This window comes from Flavobacterium tistrianum, from assembly GCF_003254545.1.
Lineage (GTDB): Bacteria > Bacteroidota > Bacteroidia > Flavobacteriales > Flavobacteriaceae > Flavobacterium > Flavobacterium tistrianum.
The window spans coordinates 80,973-107,115 of record NZ_QJRH01000069.1; the positions used below are offsets into that span (position 1 = coordinate 80,973).

Below are 26,143 nucleotides of genomic sequence, written 5' to 3' on the forward strand. Positions count from 1 at the left end.
ACAAAAAAGCTGTTCATAAGAACAGCTTTTTTTATGTATAGAAGAGACAACTAAAAAACTTTGTCCCTTTAAACCTTTGTTCCTCTGAACCTCAAAAAAATTATTTTTGGAATAATTTACTGATTTGGTCTTTTACGAAAGGCTCAGAAACGTTGTTTGTATCAGCATCTCTTTCTTTGCTAGAAACCATAAATTGTACAGTTGCTTTGTCTGGAACTACATTTCCTGTGTAGTGCAACCAAATGTAGTTATTTGGCAATTCTAATTTGATATCATACAAAGGTGTTGCTGTAAATCCTCCAACAATAATGTTATAAAGGTTATTGTAGGCATTATCGATGTTTTTGAATGAAAACTTTCTTAAGTTAGAAGAATCTTCATCGTTTTGGATAATAGTATAATACACCGTGTACTCATCTCCAATTTTTTGGATGTAATTGTTATTTACTTTCCCTAATTTCTCAACAGGAACAGTTTCAAGAACCTTTACTTGTGCAAACGAAACAAAGCTAAATAACATAGCTGCAAGGGTAATAATGTTTTTCATACTGAATTTGGGGTTACAATTTTACTGTAGCAAAAAAACATAGAATTATTGAAAAAACACCTATCAAATCATTATTTTTTTAACATAAAATTGTAAAACTTAATCACAAAATTATAAACTACTGAAATACAACAAAATAAATATTAAAAATTAAAATTTCAATCTTCACATCTAAATCTTGCTTCTTGCATCTTTCTTCTAATAATCAGAAATCAGTACTTCCCTCTCTTCTCCTCTTCTACTTTCTTGATGACATTTCGGGCAACTTCGATTTTAAACTTCTTGCCTTTCATTTTTTCATCTTTAATGTTTTTCAGCAAGTCTTTTACTTTATTGTATTTAACCGCTGCAAACGAAACAAAATCTTTTACTTCGATTAATCCTAAATCGTCTTTTTCTAGTTTTCCTTTTTGAGAAAAGAATCCAACGATATCAAATTTGTTCAGTTTTGTTTTCTTTCCGCCACTGATGTATATAGTTTGAAATTGAGGTGGTTTTGGAAGCGAAACTTTCCCTTCCACATCAAAAACCTCCATTTCATAATCTAGGTAATCTAATTGCTTTTCACTTTCGTGAATGATAATATAAGCCGTTCCCGTTGCCTGCATACGTGCTGTGCGCCCGTTACGATGCGTAAATTCGTCTTCTTTTAACGGAAGATGGTAATGAATAACATGTTTCATTTCTGGAATATCCAAACCTCTCGCAGCCAGATCGGTTGTCACTAAATACGTCACACTTCCGTTTCTAAACTGAATTAAAGCCCTCTCACGCTCATCCTGATCCATTCCGCCGTGATAATACACCGAATAGATTCCTTTCTCGTTTAAAGTATCGCTAATACGTTCTGCAGCGTCGCGATGATTACAGAAAATAATTGCTGATTCTGATTTTAGAGAACAAATCAAATTGAATAAACTTTGCAGTTTATCTTTTGATGGCGAAATCACCATTTTCATTGAAAGATTTGTCTTTTCTTCTTCCTCTGGAATAAAATCTAAAACAGTCGGATTTATAACACGTGTATATTTCGGAATTTCAATATCTGAAGTGGCAGAAACCAAAACTCTTTTATTTACTTTCGGCAATCTGCCAATAATAAAAGACATTTGCTCGTGAAACCCTAATTGAAGCGATTTATCAAACTCATCTAAAATTAAAGTCTGAATTTTATCGGTTCTAAAAGTATCTCTGTCAATATGATCTGCAATTCTTCCAGGCGTTCCAATTAAAACCGCTGGCGGATTGCTTAAGTTTTTCATTTCCGTTTCAATCGAATGTCCGCCGTAACAAATATTTACTTTGTACTGCGTTCCCATTTTCTTCCAAACCTGTTCGATTTGTAATCCCAATTCGCGCGACGGAACCAAAATCAAACATTGAACCGATAAGATTTCTGCTTGCAGCAATTCTAAAACTGGCAGCAAAAACGCTAATGTTTTTCCAGATCCTGTTGGAGAAAGCAATAAAACGTTGTTATCGTTCAGAATAACGTCATGAGCAGTTTCCTGCATCTCGTTGAGGTTCTGAATCGCTAAATTCGAAAGTATATCGTTGGAATGGTGTTTTTTCATGCTGCAAAAGTAGGGAAAGTTTTTTAACCGCAAAGCACGCAATCCCGATGGCTATCGGGATACGCAAAGGTCGCAAATTTTATCTGCAAAGCTTCGCGAACTTTGCGTTTTTATAAAACCCTTAAATAAAAACTTTGCGCTCTTTGCGGTTAAAAAGCATAAAGCATATCAAAAGTTCACGCAAAGTTTATGTTCAAAGCTTTGCGAACTTAGCGTTTTTCAAAACCTTGAATATAAAAAAATCTTTGCGCGCTTTGCGTTAAAAAAAACACACAATACATAAAACTTGAAACCTTAAACTTGAAACAAAAAATTTTATATTTGATTCCTATTAAACCCAAAATCATGAAACTTTTTACAATTCTTTTTTCACTTTTCACCATAACTATTTCCGCGCAAAGCAATAAAAAATACGATACGTTTTTTGAGAAAGGAAACGGTAATCAATCTGCCTCTTATCAAGAAACTATCGCTTATTGGAAGATACTTGCTGCAGATTTCCCAACGATTCAAATGAAAGAAATGGGATTAACCGATTCTGGCGAACCTTTGCACATGATTACTTTCAATCCGGACAAAGAATTTGATTTTGATAAAATACAAAAAACAAAAGCCGTTTTGTTTGTAAATAACGGAATCCATGCTGGAGAACCAGACGGAATCGATGCAACCATGCAATTCTACAGAGATTTGGCAACAGGAAAAATGAAAGCGCCAAAACATACCGTTTTGGTTACGATTCCCGTTTATAATATTGGTGGAGCTTTAAACCGAAATTCGACAACTCGCGCGAATCAGGACGGACCAGAAATTTATGGTTTTAGAGGAAATGCCAGAAACTACGATTTGAATCGTGATTTAATGAAATCGGATACTCGAAATACTGAAAGTTTTGTAGAGATTTTCCAGAAAATAAATGCCGATGTTTTTATCGACAATCACGTGAGCAACGGCTCTGATTATCAATACAAACTGACGTACATCATGACGCAGCACAACAAACTCGGAACGGTTCTAGGCGATTTTATGAATAACGAAATGATGCCTGCTTTGGTAAAAGATCTTCAGAAAAAGAAAATTGAAACTACGCCTTATGTCGATTCGTTTAAAGATACGCCAGACAAAGGTTTTGGGCAGTTTGTAGATAGTCCGCGATATACTACGGGTTATACTTCGCTGTTTAATACAATTGGTTTTGTAGTCGAAACACACATGCTGAAAAAGTATGCAGAACGCGTAAAAATGACGTATGAATACATGAAATCGACTATGGATTTTACCGATGCAAACTATCAGAAAATAAAAGATTTAAGAGTACAAAATTTAGAACAATATCAGCCTAAAAAATCTTATACTTTAAAATGGGAAATGGACAGCACAAAAGCAACTACTTTTTCGTTTTTAGGATATGAAGCAGGCTACAAAAAAAGCGAAGCGACAACAGGAAATCGTTTGTATTACGACAGAAGCAAACCGTACAAAAAAGACGTTCCGTACATTAAAGAATTTAAATCGGTTAAAGAAGTTGTGATTCCTACGGCTTATATTATTCCTAGAGGATATTGGAATATTATTGAGCTTTTGAAAAACAATAATATCTCGTTTAAACAAATTAAAAACGATACGATTATAGAAGTCGAAAGCTACAGAATTGCCGATTTTAAAACCGTTCCTTCTGCTTACGAAGGACATTATTTACACCGAAATACAACGGTAACTTCTAAAATCGTTAAAATGGCTTTCGCCAAAGGAGATTATCTAGTTCCAACAAACCAAAAAGGCGTAAAATACATTCTAGAAGCTTTTGAACCAGAAGGTGTTGATTCGTTCTTTAACTGGAATTTCTTCGACCCAATTTTACAACAAAAAGAACATTACTCAGAATATATTTTTGAAGATACTGCGGGACAACTTTTAAAAGAAAATCCAGATCTAAAAGCAGAATTAGAAACCAAAAAACAAAACGACAGTGAATTTGCTAAAAACTCCCAAGCACAATTGGATTGGATTTACAAGCATTCGGTTTATTATGAAAAAGCGCATATGCAATATCCTGTTTATCGAGTTTTGTAGATTTTTTTTGATTGCTTTTTTTTTAACGCAAAGTACGCTAAGATTTTTTTGATTTTGATTAGGTTTGGCTTGCGAGAAGAACGCAAAGCTTTGGCTGTAGAGCTTGTCTAAGTTGAAATACTGTAAAATAAATTGCAATTATGTTTTTCCATACTTTTTGTCTATTCTAAACATTTATATTTGAAATTAATAATATTGAACTCTTACAAATCGTAGTCAAAAAATGAAACTTGAAATTACATCCGAAATTGAAAGATTTAACAATCATTTAAATTTATTAGATAATAATCAAATTATTTTCTCTGGAATTTTTGGAATAGGAAAAACATATTTTTTAAAAGAGTTTTTTGAAACAAAAAATGAAAAATACGACTCTTTTCTTTTGTCTCCTGTAAATTATTCAATATCCCAGAATGATGACATTATAGAATATATAAAATATGATATTGCTTTTCAACTTTTAAGCAAAAATATTGATTTCGAAAAAACTGACTTCTCAACATTACTTACGTCTCAATTTTATCTTAAAGAGAATTTTCTTGATACAATCGCATTATTGGCAAAAAATGGAGGGAAAATTGGGAAGGCGCTCGGAGATATTTACGAAAATCTAAAAGAACTTATTAATAACATTAAGCTACATAATAAAGAAGTACAAATTGACGAACAAACTGAATTAATTGATTTTCTAAAAAAAATAACTCTAAAAGATAATTCAATATATGAAGAAAATAGAATTACAGAATTAATCTCTGGCTTAATTGAAAAACTTAAAGAAAATTCTAAAGAAATCATTTTAATTATTGACGACCTTGACAGATTAGATCCTGAGCATATTTTTAGAATACTAAATGTTTTTGCTTGTCATTTTGATTTGCCAAATTTTACCAAAAATAAATTTGGATTTCATAAAGTAATACTTGTTTGCGACATAGATAATATCAGAAATTTATTTCATTCAAAATACGGCTTAAATGTAGACTTTTCTGGATATATTGATAAATTTTATAGTCGTGAAATATTTTTATACAACAACAAAGAGATTGTTAATCAATCAATTAATAAAATTCTTGCATCTATAAATTTTAAAGGGAATTACGAACATATAATTAACTTCAAAGACTCTAATAAAATGTCTACAGATAACTTTAGAGAAGTATTAGTAGATTTAGTGAATTATGATTTGTTAAACCTTAGAACTTTATTAAAATTAGCCGATAAAGAATATGATTTTATTTTTTTTCGCTTTAAAATTGATGAAAATTCACGAAATGTTTCCAGTTGGCATTACAAAAAAATATTAATATTTGATTTTTTAGTCTCTTTTTATGGTTCCGTAACAAGTGTAAGAACAGCTTTAACTAAATTGAATGAAAGAAATCCATACAAGATGATAGATAAGTATGGAATAAGAAAATATGGAAACTTAATAACTCTTTTAGATTACAGAAACCACAAAAACACAGAAGGAAATTTTCAATATAAAAATCCAAATCTGAATTTAAAAATCAATTACTCAATATCAAGGTTTGGTAATTCCCATGAAGAAATTAGCGCTGATATTATAAATTTGGAATATATCAATAATTCCATGCAAAGATTTGATTTCCCTTTCTCACAATTACTAAAAATTGCATTTGAAGAATATGTCAATCTTTCAAAAATCAAATAAAAAAACGTAACCGAAAAATGCTAGCAATATCAAGCAAAAAAGCCTAATAAAAACAAATTTTATTAGGCTTTTCTATATTCAAGAAAGAATAAAAAACTTATTTACCCTTCAATATTTTTTCTAAATACTCCACTTTATCTTTTTCAGCTTGAACCAAACGTTCGTAAAGCTTTTTATTTTCTTCGATGGTTTCCATTAACTTATCTAATGGATTAAAAGTGAATACCGGTCCATGTGAAAATGCACCATTACTACCACTATTATCGTAGAAATTATTAAAATAATTGAACACACTTTCTTCTGAAAAATTCTTAAGAGCTTCTACAGTTACTCCCAAAGCTTTTGCAATATCAACAAGTCTTTCATCATCGATTGTTTCGCTATTTTCAATGTTAGAAATAGATTGTTGGCTTACTCCTAAAGCTTGTGCCAAAGCTTCCTGCTTCATATCTCTAAGTTCACGAATTCGGCTTATTTTTCGTCCTATGTGGTTTGGTTTTGCTAGTGTGCTCATAATTCAAAATACTATTCAGGTAATAACTAGTAATGTTTTGCTATTGCATTTCGAACAAAAATACAATAAATATTAATCAATTATTCTAATTCATCAATTTCCTACTTATTTTTAAAATTATATATTTGAAATCAATAATTTATAAATCATTAAAAGCCAAAATAAATGGGAATATTTGATAATATCTTCAAAAAGAAAGAAGAAAAAGCTGCTTCAACAAATACGCAAAACAATCCAACTATCAGTTTTGATTCTGAAAATGATTTTTTAGAGAAATATGGAGCTTTGGCTTTAGAGAAACAAAGAAATCTCTATGCGGTAACTGGAGGTCTTTCGTGGAATGTTGATATGAATGCTGAAGAAATTACTTTTGGTGATAATCTTACTTTTCCAATGCAGGTTTTGGGTTCATTTTCGCATTCTTCAGAAACTTGGCTTTGGCTTTGGGAAAATAAAGCGGGAGGTTATGCAGAATCTGTTATGCAACAAGCGCTTTCATTGAAGAAATACGGAGAAGAAAATAATATTGATTTATTAAGCGTTGGAAAATTTGACGCTGTTCCGAATGATTTACATCTTATAGGAATGGTCGCTACAACAATGTTTGATTTAAGCGGTTATTACCTTGGAAATTACGGTCAAGGAACAATGGTTGTTACTATAAAAGATGATGCAATTGACAATACTGAAAGTGAGGAATTCTCTAGAATTTTGACTGTTTTCCCAGAATTGATTTCGACTTTTGAAATTCAAAATCATAAAAATGCCTTTACGAATTATCTTTCTCAAAAAGGTTTTGAATTGAGTTCGAATGAAAATGAAGTCAAAGCAGAAAAAAATAGAAAAACAATTAATGCTATTTTTAATGAGAATAATCTTTTAGTAGATTTAAATGGTAATTCTTAATAATCAATTATGAAAATTTTAAATCTTATCCTTCTAATTCTACTATTGAGTTTTTCAAACAGTAATTTATTTGCGCAAAAGGAAAATAAAGAGCAAGCAATAAAAGCAGTTCAATTTGAAACAGATAAAATTATTTTAAATAATAAGCTCGCGTACAGCTATAAAAAAGATGGAAATAACTTTTCTATTCTAGATCTTCAAAACAAAGAAATAATTTCAGGACAAATTACTTCACTCGGAGATGGGAAATTTTCGAGCATAATTACATTTACTGCATCTGGAAAACAATTTTCAAATGAAAAAATTATTGGAAGAAATAATCTAATCTTTGCTTTAGCTGAATACAATGTCATTAAAGAGGATTTTACAATTGATGAAGAAAGACTTTCTAATTTTATTCTACAATACAATCAATTGAAATAAATGATAAAGTTCTCTCTCGCGTGAGGGATAGAAGCAATCCGCCGCGGCGGAGCGGATAGCCCGACAGCAATAAAAAAAAGACCCAATGAAAGCAAAGTTGATTGGGTCTTTTTTTTATTGGTGGCACGACCTAAATATTAAATTTTAAATTCCAAATTCCAATTTAGAGACTTAAAATATCAGTTTATTTAGAATCTGGGCCCGAACGATAGGCAATTGGCGCACCGATTTTTTCTATTGTTTTATTTTCTTCTTCAAACAATAATTTGATGTTTTCGTAAGAGTTTTTAAGTGCTTCTTTAATTTGTTCTGGATTTAACCACGCTACTTTTTCGATTCCTTCTTCTAGTTGCCCGTGTGGTGTTCCTTCAAAATCAGACTGCATTTCGAACCAATGCGTGATTTTGAGTTTGTATTTTCCGTTGCGTTTAAAGATATGATAGGTTTTTTGAAGTTTATTCGTAATACGAAGCTGGTTTACTCCTGTCTCCTCCTCTACCTCACGCATAGCCGTCGCTTCAATGTCTTCCCCTTTCTCGATTCCGCCTTTTGGCAGATCCCATTTTCCGTTTCTAAAGATAAACAAGACTTCGCCTTTCTTGTTATAGACAAAGCCTCCGCCCGCTTTATTTACCGGAATCTTGGCTTTTAGGGTTTTCATCATCTCACTTTCGTCGGGATGATATAGAATAGCTTTTTGAATTTTATTTTGAAAAATTTTTATAATAAGCTGTTCGATATCAATACTCTCCAACAAGAACAATTGGAAATCTGTTTCTTTCGAGATTTCATTTGTCAAAAAAAGTGGTTTGTCGTTTACAAAAACTTTATACATTTGTATTATGATTTTTAATAAAGATACTGCCGAAAAAACAGCCGAATTGCTTTTGCAAATAAATGCAATTAAATTGAATCCCGAAAATCCTTTTACATGGGCTTCTGGTTGGAAATCTCCTATTTACTGCGATAATAGGTTAATTCTTTCATTTCCGAGCATCAGAAATTATGTTCGTGATGAGTTTGCTAAAAACATCGAAAAACAATTTGGAAAACCTGATGTGATTGCTGGTGTTGCTACTGGAGCCATTGGAGTTGGAATTTTGGTTGCCGAAAGTTTGGGTCTTCCATTCGTATACGTGCGTCCTGAACCTAAAAAACACGGTAGACAAAATCAAGTGGAAGGTTTTTTACAAAAAGGACAAAATGTTGTGGTTGTTGAGGATTTAATTAGTACAGGAAAAAGCAGTTTGCTGGCTGTTGAAGCTTTAAGAAACGAAGGTGCTAATATTAAAGGTATGGCGGCTGTGTTTACTTACGGTTTTGGCGTTGCCGAAGAAAACTTCAAAGAAGCCAATGTTGATTTATTTACATTAAGCAACTACGAAAACCTATTAGATTTAGCAGTTCAAAAACAATATATTACAGAAGATCAGCAATCTACTCTTCAAGAATGGAGCGTAAGCCCATCTACTTGGGGACAAGAAAGCTAATTTTAGATTTCTGTTCTGTACGATCAAGATTTTTGGACTTTGTCCCGATAGCTATCGGGATTAAAAAATTGGGATTTTATTTAAAATTTCAGCTTTGCGAACTTAAATAAAGTCAAAGTAGCATAAAAAAACCTTGCGCCCTTTGCGGTAAAAAAACATTGCAGTAAAAACAAAAACAAAAAACACTATATGAACTTAGAAAGTCCAAAAGTTACTGTTCAGAAATCGGCTCAGGATCTATTTGATCAACTGACTGACGTAAAGAATTTCGAAAAATTAATGCCAGACAATATCGCTAAATTTGAAGTGACTGGCGAAGACGCTTTTATTTTTGGATTGAAAGGAATGCCAGAAATCAAATTAAAAATGAAAGATAAAGTAGCGCCAAACAAAATCGTTTTGGGTGCTGCAAGTGATAAACTTCCGTTTACACTAACTTCAAACATTGACACTGTTTCTGATTCAGAAAGTGCGGTTCAATTGTTCTTCGAAGGAGAATTCAACGCTATGATGGCAATGATGGTTAAAGGTCCAATCGGAAAGTTTATTGAGACTTTAGCAAACAATATGAACAAATTATAATGCTTAATTGTAAATTGTGAATTATAAATGAAAATGTCCGACTATTGTTGGACATTTTTTTTATGCTCTCGCAAAGTCGCAGAGACGCAAAGTTTTTATTTCATCAATTATTAGACGCACTGCAGTGCGTCTCTACAGAAAACCTTTGTCACTCTGAACCTCTGTACTTTTGAACCTCTCAATAAAGCATTTTCACTTCTTTAATCTCAAACTCTGCAATCGAATCATCCTCCAATAAAATCTGAAGTTTACCCATTGGAGAAACGCCCTGAATGATTCCCATAAAATCTTGATTATTGTTAGCTCTAAATGCTGTTGGTATTCCTTTTTTAAACAAAAAATTAAAATAATCGTCCCAGAAAATCTGTGCTGAGGTATTCCACAATTGGATTTTCTCTTTTAGTTTTTCAACGATTAAAATTGCCAATTCTTCTTTGTCAAAAGATTTGCTTGCAATAACTGACATAGAAGAAGCAGTTGGCAATTCGGTAAAATCGGTTTGATTGACATTGATTCCGATTCCGGCAACTGACACGATTCTGCCATCGCTTTTTAAGGTATTTTCGATTAATATGCCAACCAATTTCTTATTGTATGACAGAATGTCGTTTGGCCATTTAATACAAATATCAGGAATATTTAATGTTTTTAAAACCTCTGCAACCGATAAAGATACAACGAGACTTAAATTGAAAACTTCGTCGTTATTAAAGAGAAAATCTTTAATCAAAACGCTCATAGTTAAGTTTTTACCAGCTTCAGTCTTCCATACACCGCCTACTTGCCCCTTTCCTTTTGTCTGATTTTCAGCTGTTACCGTTGTAAAATTCTCCAGTTCATCTTGACTTGCCAAAGCCTTTAGGAAGTCATTTGTAGAATCTATGGCATCGAGTTTGATTAGTTTCATTAAATAATTTAAATATCTTAATTTAATATTTTGTTAAGGTTCAAAAATAATCACAAAATTTGGTAACTTTACAAATTCATATAAAATAATTCATGGCGAAAAAGACTATTAATAATGATGTTCTACTGGCGAACATAATCAAAGGGATTGAGGAAGTAAAAGGAAATGATATCGACATTCTTGACTTAAGAGATATAGATACTGCTGTATGCGACTATTTTGTTATTTGCAACGGTAGCTCAAACACCCAAGTTAACGCCATCGTAAACTCAATTCAAAAAATTGTATCAAAAGACTTAAAAGATAAACCTTGGCACGTAGAAGGAACCGATAATGCAGAATGGGTTTTAATGGACTATGTACACATTGTAGTACACGTTTTCCAGAAACATATTCGCGAATATTACAACATCGAAAGCCTTTGGGGCGATGCCAAAATAACTTCAATCGAGAACAAATACTAAAGAAACTTTCATTAAATGGCTAAAGATAATAATCCAAATCCGAATAAATTTAAAATAAGTCCTTGGTTAATATACACCGCAATACTTTTAGTTTTTTTATTCATAAGTTTTGCCACAGGAGGATCAAGCTTAAGCGAACCTGCCCAATTAACATCTTCTAAATTCAATACGCTTTTAGAAAAAGGCCAAATTGAAAAAGTAATTGTTTACAATAAAGCAGAAGCTGAGGTATACTTAAATGCTGCGGCTCTTAAAGACCCAGCAAACAAAAAAGTAGCTGAAGATATTTTCAAACAGCCAAACAAAGGCCCACATTATACGTTGGAAATTGGTAATGATCAAATCTTTCAGACTAAATTAGAAAAAGCAGTTAACGAACATAAACTAAAAGATTATAATTTCCTTCAAAAAAATAACTGGAGCGATATTTTAATCAGCTTACTTCCTATCATCATCATTGTTGGTGTATGGATTTTCATTATGCGTAAAATGTCTGGCGGAGGCGCTGGCGGAGGCGGACAGATTTTCAATATCGGAAAATCTAAAGCTAAATTGTTTGATGAAAAAACAGACATTAAAACTACTTTTAAAGATGTTGCAGGTTTAGAAGGTGCTAAAGAAGAGATTCAAGAAATTGTTGAATTTCTTAAGAACCCAGAAAAATATACAAACTTAGGAGGTAAAATTCCAAAAGGAGCTTTATTGGTAGGACCTCCGGGAACTGGTAAAACTTTACTGGCAAAAGCTGTTGCTGGTGAAGCGCAAGTACCTTTCTTCTCTCTTTCAGGTTCTGATTTCGTAGAGATGTTTGTAGGAGTTGGTGCTTCTCGTGTACGTGATTTATTCAAACAAGCAAAAGAAAAATCTCCTGCTATCATTTTCATCGATGAGATTGATGCTGTTGGTAGAGCGAGAGGAAAAAGCAATATGTCTGGCGGAAACGACGAAAGAGAAAATACTTTAAACCAATTACTTACAGAAATGGATGGTTTTGGTACAAACTCTAACGTAATTGTTCTAGCCGCAACCAACAGAGCTGACGTTTTAGACAAAGCTTTAATGCGCGCTGGACGTTTTGACAGACAAATTTTTGTTGATTTACCAGACATTCGCGAAAGAGCTGAAATCTTCAAAGTACACTTGGCTCCTATCAAAAAAGTTGAAGGTCTTGATTTAGATTTCTTAGCAAAACAAACCCCAGGATTCTCTGGTGCAGATATCGCAAATGTTTGTAACGAAGCTGCACTTATTGCTGCTCGTAATAATAAAGCGGCTGTTGATAGACAAGACTTTCTTGATGCTGTTGATAGAATTATTGGTGGTCTTGAAAAGAAAAACAAAATCATTACTCCAGAAGAAAAAAGAGCAATTGCAATTCACGAAGCTGGTCACGCAACTGTAAGCTGGATGTTGGAGCATGCTGCACCACTTATTAAAGTTACAATTGTTCCTCGAGGACAAAGTTTAGGTGCTGCTTGGTACTTGCCAGAAGAGAGACAAATCGTAAGAACAGACCAAATGTTAGACGAAATGTGTGCTACTATGGGTGGTAGAGCTGCAGAGAAAGTAACTTTTGACAGAATTTCTACTGGTGCATTAAGCGACTTAGAAAAAGTAACTCGTCAGGCTCGTGCAATGGTAACTATCTACGGATTGAACGATAAAATCGGAAACGTGACATATTACGACTCAACTGGACAAAGCGAATACAATTTCTCTAAACCATATTCTGACGAAACTGCAAAAATTATTGACAAAGAAATTTCAGATTTAATCGAAGGTCAGTATCAAAGAGCTATTCAGATATTAGAAGAAAACAAAGACAAGTTAAACCAACTTGCTGATATTCTGATTGAAAAAGAAGTAATTTTTAAAGATGACTTAGAAAACATCTTCGGAAAACGTACTTTCGATAAAAATTTAGAAGAGGTAGTTTCGTAACGAATTACCAAATACATAATAATATTTTTCAAAATCTTAATTCAAAAGTCCCTTTTGAATTAAGATTTTTTTATCTTTGAACGTTTTCAATTAACATGTAAAGCATTTCATATAAAAAATGAATTTTTTCAAAAAAATATTTGGCTCTAGTGAGGCCGCTTCTGACGAAGTGAACGAAAGCGAATATGCAGGAACTTCTGCGCAGAATAGCCATTTATCCTTAGATGAGCAATTTATTTTCAATTTTAAAAAAAATGGAGGTAAATTCTTGTACTGCGAAAACACGGGAGAACTTTCTGAACAGTTTGAAAACATTTTAGAAGAAAATGACTGGTTTGAACAGGAAGTTTTATGTTACGAACCTGCTTTATTTGGTTTATTAGACGAAAATAAATTATTTTATATTGCTCCTGCCAAACCAAAATTCTTATTGGCAAGCTGTGAGAACCTTATAGCCGATGAAGGTTCTATTTTATTTTCATCAAAACAAATAAGACAAAACAAACCAAACGAATTACCTGCAAATATTGTTATTATAGCCACTACCAGCCAAATCCTTCCTATGAAAAGCGACGGATTGAGCGCAATAAAACGCAAGTACGAAAGAGACATACCTACTAATATCACTACAATAAAATATTTCGAAAAAGCGAAAGACGAAGATTTTACACAATACGGAAGTGTTGCCAAAAACCTTTATTTACTGCTTCTAGAAGATCTTTAAGATGAACGAAACACTGAAGAGAACCATTTCTGGTGCTGTTTATATCGCTTTATTATTAACTTCGATATTGTTTTCTACAGAAAGCTTCATTACACTTTTTGGTGTTTTCTTGATTATTACGATATACGAATTTTCTAATATCGTAAACCTGAACAAAGTATTTTCTATTCTCTTCGGAACTTTAGTTTATGTTGCAATTATCCTTGTAAGCCATTACAACAAACAGACGACTAAATTTGTAAACGATACATTCAATTCTAATATCAGCTTAGAAACCAATATCAAACAGTTGGATTTAATTCTTCTAGCCGTTACTATTGTCGTTTCTATAAAATGTATCATATTTTTATTTTACGATTCTGTACAAAAAGTAAGCACTTCTTCAAAATACTTATACCTTCTGGGGTATATTACGCTTCCTTTTGTATTCATTGTAAAAATCTCTTTTGGAACAAATGATTATAATCCGAAAATTATCTTGGGATTATTTGTTTTGATTTGGACGAATGACACTTTTGCTTATTTAGTTGGAAAATCAATGGGAAAACACAAATTATTTGAACGCGTGTCTCCTAAAAAAACAATTGAAGGTTTTCTTGGCGGTGTTGTTTTTGCTGCATTTGCTGGTTTTTTAATTTCTAAACTCTACATTCAGCCTAAACCTGAGTTTAGCAACACATCGATCTTAATATGGACAATTATCGCATTAATTGTTAGCATTTTTGGAACTATTGGCGACTTGATAGAATCCAAATTTAAACGAATTGCTGGCATTAAAGACAGCGGTTCGATAATGCCCGGTCATGGGGGTATTTTAGATCGATTAGATAGTGTTATATTTGTAGCACCAATTATATTTTTATTTTATCAAATTTTATATTATGTTTCATAAAGAAGGAGGTCCATCCATTTTACTAGGTACTGTATTTACTGTAGCTGTACTTTTAATTGCTGAAAGATTTATAGATATCAATTGGCTTAGAATGCTTATTCAAATTGCAGCGCTTGTAATTTTGATTATTATTTTACAATTCTTTAGAAATCCGAAAAGAATTGCGGTTAGAAACAGCGATCACATCCTAGCTCCTGTTGATGGAAAAGTGGTGGTTATCGAAGAAGTTTATGAAGGAGAATATTTTAAAGACAAACGTTTACAGGTTTCTATCTTTATGTCGCCAATCAATGTGCATGTAACACGTTACGCCATGGATGGTATCATTAAATTTAGCAAATATCACCCAGGTAAATTCTTAGTTGCTTGGCACCCAAAAGCAAGTGAAGAAAATGAAAGAACTACTGTAGTAATCGAAAACGAAACTTTTGGCGCTATTTTGTACAGACAAATTGCAGGTGCTTTGGCTCGTAGAATTGTAAACTACGCTAAAGAAGGAATGCAAGTTGTTCAAGGAACCGACGCTGGTTTTATTAAATTTGGATCAAGAGTAGATTTATTTTTACCTTTAGGTACGCCAATTAATGTTGAGTTAAATCAGAAAGCAATTGGTGGAAAAACTATTATTGCTACAAAAGCATAAATGGCTGATAAAGATTTAGATATTCGATTTGCCAAAGCCGTAGAAGTTGCAATGACAATGACTCAGGCTTCGCTGCCGCAAGATGTGCAGTTAAGACTTTATGCTTTTTACAAACAGGCTACTTTTGGAACAGCAGTTTACAATCAATCTCAAAATTTTGATTTGCGTGACGCTTTTAAAACTAATGCTTGGATGCAAATAAGCCATATATCTGCAGATGAAGCCAAAGAAAATTATATCGAAATCATCAATTCATTAACATCAAAATAAAAATATTATGAAGAAAAACGTTGTTCTTTTCAGCACTTTAGCTTCATTTTTACTATTATTTTCTTGTAAAGAAGATAAGCTGGTTGAAGTAGTTGAAGTTCCTCTTCCAACAAAAGAAGAAAAAATAACTATTGGCTCACCAAACGATGTCAAAGCCGATCCTGGCTCTTTTGAAATGACAAAATTGCCATTTAATTATGATGCATTGGCACCAGACATTAGAAGCTTAACTTTAGAAACTCATTATTCTAAGCATTATTTGTCTTATACAAATAATTTCAACAAAGAAATTCTTTCGACTGAGTTTGAAAACATGCCTATTGAAGACATTTTGAAAAAGATGCCTCTTACTAATTTAAAGCTTCGTCAGAATGCGGGTGGATATTACAATCATACTTTGTATTTTAATATTCTAACTCCAAAAGAACAGACGCCAAAAGATACGCTTGCAGGTTCTATTACTAAAGAATTCGGTTCTTTTAACAATCTGACCAATCAATTTAAAGCGCAGTCGGAAAAACAGTTTGGTTCGGGATGGGTGTGGCTAGTTGTTGATCGTTATGGCAAATTGCAAATTACGACAACAGACAATCAGGATAATCCATTGATGAAAAACGCTTTGATTCCAGGAACTCCAATTATGGGAATTGATCTTTGGGAACATGCTTATTATTTAGATTACCAAAACCGAAAAGGCAGTTATATTGATGCCTTTTACAATCATATTAATTGGGAAAAAGTAAACGAATATTACGTTGAAGCACTCAAAAAGGTTAAAAAAGTATAGAAAAGAAGCTGATGCAATTAAGTATCAGCTTTTTTTTATACCTTTTAGGTACTTAAACGAAGATCATGAAAGACATTGCCAATCGTTTTACAGAAAATCCCTTATTGTCTCCTTCAGATATACCGCCAAGCAGAGAAGGCCTAGAAATTACCTGTCTCTTAAATCCTGGCGTTTTTCAATTTCAAAATAAAATTTGGCTGGCTGTACGTGTTGCCGAAAGACCAAAACAAATTGAAAACATCATTTCGTTTCCAATCTTAACAGACGCAGGAACAATTCAAATTATTGAAATTCTAAAAAACCATCCCGAACTTATAGCAACAGACGCGCGCGTAATTAATTATCAAGGCATTGATTATTTAACCACTTTATCTCACATTCGATTGTTATGCAGTGAAGATGGAAAAAGATTTTATGAACCTGAAGATTATCCACATTTGGTTGGCGAAGGAATATTGGAAACTTTCGGAATAGAAGATTGTCGCGTTTCTCTTATTGAAGGGAAATATTACCTTACTTTTACTTCCGTTTCTCCTAGTGGTGTTGGCGTTGGTTTAAGAACCACAACCGATTGGAAGAACTTCGAAAAACACGGAATGATTTTTCCTCCTCACAATAAAGACTGCGCTATTTTTGAAGAGAAAATCAATGGTTTGTTTTATGTTTTGCACCGCCCAAGCAGTGTAGATATTGGCGGAAATTACATTTGGATTGCTTCTTCTCCAGATGGCATTCATTGGGGAAATCATAAATGCATTATCAAAACCAGAAAAGAAAGCTGGGACAGCAAAAGAGTTGGCGCTGGAGCTGCACCGATAAAAACAGAATTAGGCTGGCTAGAAATTTACCATGGAGCCAACGAATTTCATCAATATTGTCTAGGCGCTTTTTTATTGGATCTAGAAGATCCTACAAAAGTGATTTCCAGAACCGAAACTCCAATTATGTTTCCGAAAACGAATTATGAATTAAGCGGATTCTTCGGAAATGTCGTTTTTACAAACGGTCATATTCTTGATCCTGATGGCGATACATTAACCGTTTATTATGGCGCTTCTGATGAATTTGTTTGTGGTGCAACATTTTCTATAAAAGAGATTTTTTCTTTGCTAAAAAGGGTTTAAAAACAAAAAAACTTGTTTAGAATTGACTAAACAAGTTTTTTTGTTTTATAATATTTTGATTCTTTTATTTCAATTCCAAAATCAAAGATTCTGAAGGTTGAATTGAGATTTTAGCTTCTCCTTGCCCATTTTGTACTTTCAATACAAACGTTTTATCTTGATACAATTGGTCTTTCATTTGATATTCTCCATCTTTTAAATTCCATTTTGAAATAAGCGATGAAGGAACTTTTAAATCAAACTCGCTTCCTTTTTCAGAAGAGAAATTAGCTACTATAACCAGTTTTTGGTTTTCGGACCAGCGTGCGTAAGAATACAGCAATGTATCATAATTCTCATTATTTTGACGGTTTACAGTTTGAATTTCTTCGAAGCTTCCCATCAAGGCGCTGCTGTTAATCGTAAAATTCAATAATCGTTTGTAAAAATCACGAAGCTGTTTTTCAGATTCTGAAAGCTGTCCTCCATCAAATTTACCGCCATTCATCCAACGCTGATGATTTGGAACTCCAATATAATCAAAAATTGATGTTCTAGAGCGTTTTCCAAAACCTGCGTCTTCGTTACCTGCCTCTCCTACTTCCTGCCCAAAATAAATCATCGTTGGCGAAGTGCTAATTGTTGCCGAAACCACCATTAAAGGCTTTCCTCTCTCTGGCGTTCCAGCAAATTCTGGGCTTGCCAAACGCTGTTCGTCATGATTATCTAGAAAATGAAGCATATGATGTTCAATATCCGACATGCCGATTTGGATTTTTGTCAATTCGTCTGGAGAAGATTTCCTTCGAATGATATCTTTCAGTTTATCATAAGTCTCAACTTTATCATACAGATAATCCATTTTTCCTAAGCGAATATAATTGCGATATTCATTCGGATTATAAACTTCAGCCAATAAAAATGCATTCGGATTCTTCATTTTGATGGAAGAGTTCATATAACTCCAAAACTCGTAGGGAACCATTTCGGCCATATCATAACGAAATCCGTCAACGCCTTTTGCTGTCCAGTATAATGCAATATCTCTAAATTTCTTCCAAGAATCAGGAACGTCTTTATCTTGCCAAAAGGCAAAATGTTCTTTATATGATTTTTGGTCAAAACCTGCAGGAAGTTCAGGAAAATCTTTAGTCCCGTCGGGACGCACTCCGTAATTTACTTTAACTGTTTCGTACCAATCATTTTGGTCTGGTTTAATTTTACGAGAGCCATTTCCTGTCCATTTTGCAGGATTTTCGTCAAATTTCCCATCAATAAGCGGATTTTTCTCTCCGTTTAAAGGAATATCACCATCAGGAATTTCAAAATGCTGCTGTGGAATGTAATAGAAATTATTGTCTCGCTTATATTCAACTGTAACATCATCATCCGCGCCAAAATCTTTTACTCCTTCTGGATTTGATTTTCCTTCGTATTTTCTTGCGATATGGTTTGGAACGATATCAATGATCACTTTCAAACCTGCATCATGAGTTCGTGTGATTAAAGCTTCAAATTCATCTAATCGTTTTGCAGGATTTACAGCCAAATCTGGATTTACATTATAATAATCTTTTACAGCATAGGGAGAACCTGCACGCCCTTTCACTACTTCTGGATCATCATTTGAAATTCCGTAAGCCGTATAATCACGTACTAGAGCATGATGCGGAACTCCTGTATACCAAATATAAGTAACCCCTAAATCTTTTATCTCATGAAGCGCTTTGTCTGTAAAATCATTAAATTTTCCGACACCATTCTCTTCAATAGTACCCCAAGGTTTATTGGTTGTATTTTTATTTCCAAAAAGGCGCGTAAAAACTTGATAAACTACAACTTTTTTCTCTGTTGCAGTCTGTTCATTTGCTTTGCTCATTTTTAAATCTTTTGTTTTACAGGCTGAAAATAGTATCGTTAATGTTAATCCGGCTGCGATTATTTTTTTGCTTATCATATATTTTAGGCTATTCTTATCATTTTTTTGCTCCAATGCTAAAAGCATTAAAAAACAATTTTCTAAAAATAGACCATTTTTTAAAATCCCGAAAACGTTTTATCTAATTTACAATGTTTTCAGCATAAAAGATAACTACTACAACGTGAGAGTTTACAATTTTGTTGAAAAATTAAATGAGGCTTAAATCTGACTTTAAACTGTTGATGACTTATTATAAATTAATCCTAATATCGGCCACAGGTTCTAACCTTTTTTATAAATTTGACAAAAATTTAATCAGTTGAAGAAATCACTCTTTTTCATATTTATTTGCCTGTCTTTTTTAAGCGTTCAATTTACTTTCGCTCAAACAAAAAAACCTGCACAAACCCCTAAAACAATTGTCATCGAAAATGCTGACTTTTCTGATGTGGATCAGGTTAATGTGCCAGATGCGCTATTACTTACTGGAAATGTAAAAGTAAATCATGATGGTGTGGTATTGACTTGCAACAAGGCTTATTTTTTTCAAAAAGAAAATTACCTAAAAGCATTCGGAAATGTACAATTAGTACAAGGAGACACTTTATTCTTGAATAGCAAATATGCAGAATATAGCGGTAATGCAAAAAAAGCTTTTGCAACAGGAAATGCCGTTTTGACTTCGCCAGACGCCACTTTGCAAACCGACACCATTAATTTTGACAGAAATGTTCAAGAGGCATTTTACAATACCAAAGGTACTATCATAAACAAAGACAATACTTTGGTCAGTAAATCGGGAAGATATTTTGTAAAAGAAAAGAAGTTTCAGTTTTTAACTGAAGTTACAATTACAAATCCGAAATATGTGATTAAATCAAATCATTTAGATTATTACAGCAATTCTGGACACACCTATCTTCTTGGACCTTCAACCATTACAAGTAAAGCCAATTACATTTATACAGAAAAAGGGTTTTATGACACCAAGAAAAACTTAGCTCATTTTCTGCGAAAATCGTACATAAAATATGACGACAGGCGTATAGAAGGCGATAGTTTATTTTATAATCGAAATACCGAATTTGCTTCGGCCACACGAAATGTAAAAATAACCGATTCTATAAACAAAGGAATCGTAAAAGGCCATTATGCAGAGCTTTATAAACTGAAAGACTCCATGTTTGTAACCAAAAGAGCTGTTGCTGTAAATCTGGTTGAAAATGACTCGGTTTACATTCACGGACAAAAATTAATGGTTACAGGAAAAGAAGGAGAAAGAATTTTGAGAGCGTATAAAAATGTTCGTTTCTACAAAACAGATATGAGCGGTAAATGCGACTCAATACATTCTGATTCTAAAATAGCCTTAACAAAATTGATCGGAAATCCGATTCTTTGGAATGGCGACAACCAGATTACAGGAGATGTAATGCATTTGATTAGCGATAATAAAACAAGAAAAATTGACTCTTTGAAAGTGCTTAACAATACTTTTGTCTTATCTAAAGATACACTCGGAACAGGATTTAATCAAGTTAAGGGACTCAATTTGTTTGGGAAATTCAGGGACGGAAAACTACATGATGTTGATGTTATCAAAAACACCGAAGTAATTTATTATATGCGTAATGACGCGCATGAACTAATCGGAATCAATAAAAATGTCAGCAGTAAAATCAATATGATATTGGAAAACAATGCCATTGAAACGATTACGTTCTTCAACAAAGTCGACGGAGATATTTTTCCTGAAGATGAACTTCCTGAAAATGCCCGTAGACTAAGAGGAATGAAATGGCGTGGCGATGAAAGAATAAAATCGAAAGACGACATTTTCACCGCAGAAGAAAATGAAGAAAATGACAAACTTATTAAACAAGGAAAAGACGAGGAAGAAAAAGGTAAAAATGTTCCTCTGAAAGTCAGAAAGGAAACATTGAACTACGATAAGAAGAAACCAGCTATTAAGACAGAAATTAAGGCTAAAAGCAAATAGTTCTTTAGTCACAGTCGCGGTCGCAGTTTACAGTTAAAACCTAGAAGCTTAGAATCTTAGTATCTCAGCAACTTAGAAGCTTAAAAGAAATGAATCCAGATTTTATAAAATATCAAGCGCAGACTTCTCCTTACCCACTCGGAATGGAAGTTTCGCATGCCATTGGCTCATACATATACGACACAAACGATAAAAAATATTTAGATTTTGTTGCTGGAGTTTCGGCATGTACTCTAGGGCATCAGCATCCAAGAGTAAACCAAGCTATAAAAGATCAGTTGGATAAATATTCGCATGTAATGGTTTACGGAGAATATTCTCAAAGTCCAGCCGTTCAATATTGCAAAATGATGGCCTCTCTGCTTCCAGAATCTTTAAATAAAACCTATTTGGTTAATTCTGGTACAGAAGCGATTGAAGGCTCTTTAAAGCTTGCAAAACGAGTTACAGGCCGTAGTCAGCTTATTTCTTGCCACAACGCTTATCATGGAAACACAATGGGTTCTATGAGCGTAATGGGATTTGAAGAGCGCAAACAAGCTTTTAGACCATTACTTCCAGATGTTGATTTTATCACTTTCAACAATGAAGAAGATCTACAAAAAATAACTACTCGAACAGCGGCAATTCTTTTAGAAACTATTCAAGGTGGCGCTGGTTTTATTCAGCCAGAAAACAACTTCCTTCAAAAAGTCCGCAAACGCTGTGATGAGGTTGGAGCCTTAATGATTGTTGATGAAATCCAACCAGGTTTTGGAAGAACGGGAAAACTTTTTGGTTTCCAAAATTACGACGTTGTTCCTGATATCGTGGTTATGGGTAAAGGAATGGGTGGCGGAATGCCTGTTGGCGCTTTTACTGCTTCTGCCGAAAAAATGGATCTTTTAACAGAAAATCCAAAGTTGGGACATATTACCACTTTTGGAGGTCATCCTGTCATTGCGTCAGCTTGTTTAGCTACTTTGCAAGAATTAACTGAAACAAATTTAATGGCAGAAACGCTAGAAAAGGAAAAACTCTTCAGATCGCTTTTGGTACATCCTTTGATTACAGAAGTTAGAGGAAAAGGATTAATGCTTGCCGCTATGACAGAATCGGCAGACATTACCAACGAAGTCATTTTAACCTGTCAAGACAGAGGACTTATTTTATTCTGGCTTTTATTTGAAGGATGTGCTATACGAATTACACCTCCTTTGACCATTTCTGAAGATGAAATTAGAGAAGGATGCGCGATTATTTTAGAAGTGATGGATGAAATAATGAAGAAGAACAACTAAAAAATAAAAATTATTTGAGCAGTATTTTTAATAAAACTGACAGAAATTAAAACTCAATTTCTACTTCAAAAAAGTCTTCCGATAGAAATAAAAAAATGACAAAACCGAAGCTAATCCCTTAAGAATAAAGGAGATTTCTTCCCAAAATAGAATAAAAAACGCCATATTTTGTTAATTAAATTGTTCAAAACAATTAATTTCCTATCCTTACAGCGATTATATGGTTGCCTAAATTTATAACAGGCTAATTTCAAAAATACGAAGTATGCAATTAAGCAACGAAGAAGAAGATTATAACCTATCCCTATCCAAATTTGAGTCGATGTTAAAAACCAACAAAGTACTCTTTTTTGATTCTGAAGAATTCGAAGAAATAATTCTTCATTATTTAGACATAGGTAAGGCTAATTTAGCAAAAAAGGCCTTAAAACTTGCATTAGACCAGCATCCAAAATCTACAGGCTTAAAATTAGTACAAGTAGAAATGCTAGTTTATGATGACAAACTCGAGATCGCTGAAAAGCTTTTGAATGAGTTATACGCAATTGAACCTAACAACGAGGAAATCTATATCCAGAAAGCCAATATCTGTTCCAAAAGAGACCAGCACGAAAAAGCAGTCGAACTGTTAAAAATCGCGCTTCAATATACTGATGATTATGCTGATGTGTATAATTTGATTGGAATGGAATATCTTTTTATGGACAACCTCGAGCTGGCAAAGGAGAGTTTCATCAAATGTCTTGAAGAAGACTTAGAAGATCAATCTGCTCTTTATAACGTAGTGTATTGTTTTGAATTTTTAGATCAGAACCAAGAAGCTATTGTTTATCTTAACGAATATATCAACAGAAATCCCTACAGTGAAATTGCATGGCATCAGCTTGGACGTCTCCATTATGGCGTAAAAGAATATGAAGCAGCGATACGTGCATTTGATTATGCAACGCTGATTGATGATGAATTTTTGGGTGCTTTTATGGAAAAAGCAAAAGCTTACGAGCGCCTAAAAAAATACAATGAAGCAATTGAAAGCTATAACAGAACCATCGAATTGGACGATGCAACTTCGTACGCTCTTCTTCGAATTGGAAAATGTTATGAAAAACTTGGAAATTTAGCGAAAGCGATTCAATATTATAACCAAACTGTTCATGAAGATCCTCTCTTAGATAAAGGCTGGATTGCGATAACAGATTTTCACCTTCGCCAGAAAAACTATCAGAAAGCATTGTTTTTTGTCAATAAAGCATTGGCAATCGACAATCAGAATCGCTTGTACTGGAAAAGATATGCTACAATCAATAAACAGATGAATTTCTTTGAAGAAGCTGAATTTGGTTTTAGAAAAGCAGTTGAATTTGGAGATTATGCATTAGACACTTGGTTATTTTGGGTTGATATTCTTCAATTTTTAGGAGAATTTGAAACGGCTATCCAGACTTTATTGCAAGCGACAGAATATTTCCCTGAAGAGAACGAAATCGAATACCGTTTGGCTGGATTGTATTTTATGATTCAAGACAACACAAAAGCTAAATTTCATTTAAGCAATGGTTTACGTTTAAACTTTGACAACTATATCTTAATAGAAGATTTGTTTCCAGTAGTTTGGACAAAAAAAACAGTAAAAAATTATATAGAAAAACATCGCAAATAAGAATGGTTGATATTTTATTGAGAAGACGTTTTGGATTATTGGGACGCAACATAAGCTACTCTTTTTCAAAAGGTTATTTTACAGAAAAATTTAATAATGAAGTTTTTGCTGGTAACAGCTATGAGAATTTTGACATTTCTGAGATTAATTACTTCACAGAGTTAATTAAAAACAATCCTGATTTAAAAGGTTTAAATGTTACTATTCCGTACAAAGAACAAGTTATTCCTTTCTTAGATAAACTATCAAAAAAAGCTGCTCTAATTGGCGCTGTTAATACGATTAAATTTACTAAAAGCGGTAAGCTAAAAGGATATAATACCGATTATTACGGATTCAAGAAGTCTTTAAAGCCATTATTAGAGCCTCATCATAAAAAAGCTCTTATTTTGGGAACAGGAGGCGCTTCTAAAGGTGTTGCTTTTGCTTTGGACGAATTGGATATTCCGTACACTTTTGTTTCTAGAGAAGCAAAAGAAAATATTATTGATTATGATTTAATCAATGCGACAACTTTTGACAATTTTCAGATTATAATTAATTGTACACCAGTTGGAACAAGTCCGAATGTTGAAGCTTGTCCAACTTTGCCTTATGAGTTTTTTACAGAAAAACATATTGCATACGATTTAATCTATAATCCAGCAGAAACTACTTTCTTAAGAAAAGCAAAAGAAAAAGGCGCTGTCATTAAAAACGGGCACGATATGCTTATTTTTCAGGCTGAAAAAGCATGGAAAATCTGGAATAAATAAAAAATAAAATGTTAAAGTAATTTTTGTAAATTAGTCTACTCATTTGCAGACAGTTATGAAAAAACATTTACTTTACTTTAGCATTTTTTTTCTTATTACAGTTCTTGCATCAGCCCAAGACGAAGATATAGACAGAAGCAATAGTCCATTTGCTGAGCCTCGATATCATTACTTTCTTCAGACCATTTTATTATATAATGAGTATTTAGACACTAAGAATGGCTCATATAATACTACAGATTTGCGTATTTTACAGCCAATTGGTAACAAAGCTTGGAATCTGAGATTTGATTTGCCTTTAATTTCAACTAACTCTAATTCTATCAATCAAACCGGACTTGGTGATGTAGGTGTTGGGCTTAGTTTTATCCCTTATTTTAAAAAAAACAGTGGCATTGGCCTTAGAACCCGTGTCATTTCAAATTCTGCTGCAGACCCCAGTTTTGGTACAGGGAAATGGGTTGTAATTCCTGCTGGTATTTTTGCAAAATACTTCAATCAGAAGAAATTCTTATGGCTTGCAACTGTTGAACATTCCCAGAGTTTTGCAGGATCAAGCAACCGAAGTGACGTGAGCGTAACTCTCTTAGAAAACAACTTGTTATGGTTTTTTGGCAAAAATTGGATTGCTACAGATGTAGGTTTTAGATACAATTACGTTTTGGACGGTTTTCAAAATAATGCTTTTATGGAATTTGGTCGAAAAATCACTCCAACAAATTTAGTTTATGTACACCCTAGCGTAGCTTTTGGCGGTGAAAAATCATATAATTTTGGTGTCGAAGTGGGACTCTTAGTTTTGTTTTGATACACAAACAATCCCTTGATTCAGCTTCATTTTTTAATATTTTTTTCTTTTTTCATTAAAAAACTCGCAAAAAATATTATTCCTATCTTATCAATTAAAATAACAAAAATTAATATATCATACTGCTAAATTGAATTAAACAATGAGAATTTCACCGTAAATTAGCGTATAAACAAAGGATTTATTTTGTATTTAGAAACACCTTTAC

The 26,143-nt window shown here is 33.1% G+C and carries 25 protein-coding genes; 19 read left to right on the forward strand and 6 right to left on the reverse strand.

From position 1 onward, the window contains the following. Positions 1–100: 100 nt before the first annotated feature. Both DMB71_RS12350 and DMB71_RS12355 read right to left on the reverse strand, forming a co-directional pair. Positions 101–547, reverse strand: a complete 447-nt coding sequence (locus tag DMB71_RS12350; protein WP_111366512.1) for a hypothetical protein — start codon at positions 545–547, stop codon at positions 101–103. A gap of 212 nt (positions 548–759) precedes the next feature. Next, complete coding sequence (locus DMB71_RS12355; RefSeq protein ID WP_111366514.1) at positions 760–2,121, reverse strand: DEAD/DEAH box helicase; 1,362 nt, start codon at positions 2,119–2,121, stop codon at positions 760–762. 345 nt (positions 2,122–2,466) lie between these two features. Here DMB71_RS12355 and DMB71_RS12360 point away from each other — a divergent pair, with 345 nt between their 5' ends. Beyond that, the gene (locus tag DMB71_RS12360) at positions 2,467–4,194 is read left to right on the forward strand and encodes a M14 family metallopeptidase (RefSeq protein WP_111366516.1); all 1,728 of its coding nucleotides are present in this window, start codon (positions 2,467–2,469) and stop codon (positions 4,192–4,194) included. 223 nt (positions 4,195–4,417) lie between these two features. Then, a complete protein-coding gene (locus DMB71_RS12365) occupies positions 4,418–5,866 on the forward strand; it encodes a P-loop NTPase fold protein (RefSeq protein WP_111366518.1) in 1,449 nt (482 codons plus the stop codon). A gap of 97 nt (positions 5,867–5,963) precedes the next feature. Here the strand turns inward: DMB71_RS12365 and DMB71_RS12370 are convergent, their stop codons facing one another. Then, complete coding sequence (locus tag DMB71_RS12370; RefSeq protein WP_111366520.1) at positions 5,964–6,380, reverse strand: helix-turn-helix domain-containing protein; 417 nt, start codon at positions 6,378–6,380, stop codon at positions 5,964–5,966. Positions 6,381–6,545: 165 nt separating this feature from the next. Here DMB71_RS12370 and DMB71_RS12375 point away from each other — a divergent pair, with 165 nt between their 5' ends. Continuing rightward, positions 6,546–7,286 carry a DUF6882 domain-containing protein gene (locus tag DMB71_RS12375; RefSeq protein WP_111366522.1) on the forward strand — a complete coding sequence of 247 codons (741 nt, stop codon included), beginning with the start codon at positions 6,546–6,548 and terminating at the stop codon, positions 7,284–7,286. Positions 7,287–7,295: 9 nt separating this feature from the next. Further along, entirely contained in the window at positions 7,296–7,709 is a 414-nt protein-coding gene (locus tag DMB71_RS12380; RefSeq protein WP_111366524.1) for a hypothetical protein, read from the forward strand. Between the two features lie 184 nt (positions 7,710–7,893). On the opposite strand, the gene DMB71_RS12385 is transcribed toward DMB71_RS12380, so the two are convergent. After that, positions 7,894–8,544 carry an NUDIX hydrolase gene (locus tag DMB71_RS12385; RefSeq protein ID WP_111366526.1) on the reverse strand — a complete coding sequence of 217 codons (651 nt, stop codon included), beginning with the start codon at positions 8,542–8,544 and terminating at the stop codon, positions 7,894–7,896. A 7-nt stretch (positions 8,545–8,551) separates the two neighbouring features. Between DMB71_RS12385 and pyrE the strand changes: the two genes are divergently transcribed. Next, positions 8,552–9,199, forward strand: coding sequence for an orotate phosphoribosyltransferase (gene pyrE / locus DMB71_RS12390; protein WP_111366528.1), 648 nt, complete (start codon positions 8,552–8,554; stop codon positions 9,197–9,199). 189 nt (positions 9,200–9,388) lie between these two features. Continuing rightward, the gene (locus DMB71_RS12395; protein ID WP_111366530.1) at positions 9,389–9,781 is read left to right on the forward strand and encodes an SRPBCC family protein; all 393 of its coding nucleotides are present in this window, start codon (positions 9,389–9,391) and stop codon (positions 9,779–9,781) included. 178 nt (positions 9,782–9,959) lie between these two features. On the opposite strand, the gene DMB71_RS12400 is transcribed toward DMB71_RS12395, so the two are convergent. Continuing rightward, the gene (locus tag DMB71_RS12400) at positions 9,960–10,688 is read right to left on the reverse strand and encodes a biotin--[acetyl-CoA-carboxylase] ligase (protein WP_111366532.1); all 729 of its coding nucleotides are present in this window, start codon (positions 10,686–10,688) and stop codon (positions 9,960–9,962) included. Positions 10,689–10,780: 92 nt separating this feature from the next. On the opposite strand from DMB71_RS12400, the gene rsfS reads away from it, so the two are divergent. The 8 genes from rsfS (at position 10,781) to DMB71_RS12440 (ending at position 17,533) form a co-directional block, all read left to right on the forward strand. After that, complete coding sequence (gene rsfS / locus DMB71_RS12405; protein WP_111366534.1) at positions 10,781–11,152, forward strand: ribosome silencing factor; 372 nt, start codon at positions 10,781–10,783, stop codon at positions 11,150–11,152. Positions 11,153–11,167: 15 nt separating this feature from the next. Beyond that, entirely contained in the window at positions 11,168–13,093 is a 1,926-nt protein-coding gene (gene ftsH / locus DMB71_RS12410; protein WP_111366536.1) for an ATP-dependent zinc metalloprotease FtsH, read from the forward strand. A gap of 118 nt (positions 13,094–13,211) precedes the next feature. Then, positions 13,212–13,817 (forward strand): lactate utilization protein B/C, encoded by a 606-nt coding sequence (locus tag DMB71_RS12415; protein ID WP_111366538.1) that lies wholly within the window; start codon positions 13,212–13,214, stop codon positions 13,815–13,817. Between the two features lies 1 nt (position 13,818). Then, entirely contained in the window at positions 13,819–14,709 is an 891-nt protein-coding gene (locus DMB71_RS12420; protein ID WP_111366540.1) for a phosphatidate cytidylyltransferase, read from the forward strand. Then, a complete protein-coding gene (locus DMB71_RS12425; protein ID WP_111366542.1) occupies positions 14,699–15,352 on the forward strand; it encodes a phosphatidylserine decarboxylase family protein in 654 nt (217 codons plus the stop codon). The genes DMB71_RS12420 and DMB71_RS12425 overlap by 11 nt, the downstream gene beginning before the upstream one ends. Next, entirely contained in the window at positions 15,353–15,622 is a 270-nt protein-coding gene (locus tag DMB71_RS12430) for an acyl-CoA-binding protein (RefSeq protein WP_111366544.1), read from the forward strand. It abuts the gene before it with no gap. Between the two features lie 7 nt (positions 15,623–15,629). Then, the gene (locus tag DMB71_RS12435; RefSeq protein ID WP_111366546.1) at positions 15,630–16,409 is read left to right on the forward strand and encodes a superoxide dismutase; all 780 of its coding nucleotides are present in this window, start codon (positions 15,630–15,632) and stop codon (positions 16,407–16,409) included. Positions 16,410–16,474: 65 nt separating this feature from the next. Further along, positions 16,475–17,533 carry a glycoside hydrolase family 130 protein gene (locus DMB71_RS12440; protein WP_111366548.1) on the forward strand — a complete coding sequence of 353 codons (1,059 nt, stop codon included), beginning with the start codon at positions 16,475–16,477 and terminating at the stop codon, positions 17,531–17,533. 64 nt (positions 17,534–17,597) lie between these two features. Here the strand turns inward: DMB71_RS12440 and DMB71_RS12445 are convergent, their stop codons facing one another. Beyond that, positions 17,598–19,469 (reverse strand): alpha-amylase family protein, encoded by a 1,872-nt coding sequence (locus DMB71_RS12445; RefSeq protein WP_111366955.1) that lies wholly within the window; start codon positions 19,467–19,469, stop codon positions 17,598–17,600. 283 nt (positions 19,470–19,752) lie between these two features. Here DMB71_RS12445 and DMB71_RS12450 point away from each other — a divergent pair, with 283 nt between their 5' ends. From DMB71_RS12450 to DMB71_RS12470, 5 genes are all read left to right on the forward strand, one after another. After that, positions 19,753–21,432 (forward strand): OstA-like protein, encoded by a 1,680-nt coding sequence (locus DMB71_RS12450; protein WP_111366550.1) that lies wholly within the window; start codon positions 19,753–19,755, stop codon positions 21,430–21,432. 89 nt (positions 21,433–21,521) lie between these two features. Beyond that, positions 21,522–22,712, forward strand: a complete 1,191-nt coding sequence (locus DMB71_RS12455; protein ID WP_111366552.1) for an aspartate aminotransferase family protein — start codon at positions 21,522–21,524, stop codon at positions 22,710–22,712. A gap of 265 nt (positions 22,713–22,977) precedes the next feature. Beyond that, positions 22,978–24,372, forward strand: coding sequence for a tetratricopeptide repeat protein (locus tag DMB71_RS12460; protein WP_111366554.1), 1,395 nt, complete (start codon positions 22,978–22,980; stop codon positions 24,370–24,372). Positions 24,373–24,374: 2 nt separating this feature from the next. Then, positions 24,375–25,127, forward strand: a complete 753-nt coding sequence (locus DMB71_RS12465) for a shikimate dehydrogenase family protein (RefSeq protein WP_111366956.1) — start codon at positions 24,375–24,377, stop codon at positions 25,125–25,127. 55 nt (positions 25,128–25,182) lie between these two features. Beyond that, on the forward strand, positions 25,183–25,935 hold the full coding sequence (locus tag DMB71_RS12470; RefSeq protein ID WP_111366556.1) for a lipid A phosphoethanolamine transferase: 753 nt from the start codon (positions 25,183–25,185) through the stop codon (positions 25,933–25,935). The last annotated feature ends 208 nt before the right edge of the window (positions 25,936–26,143 follow it).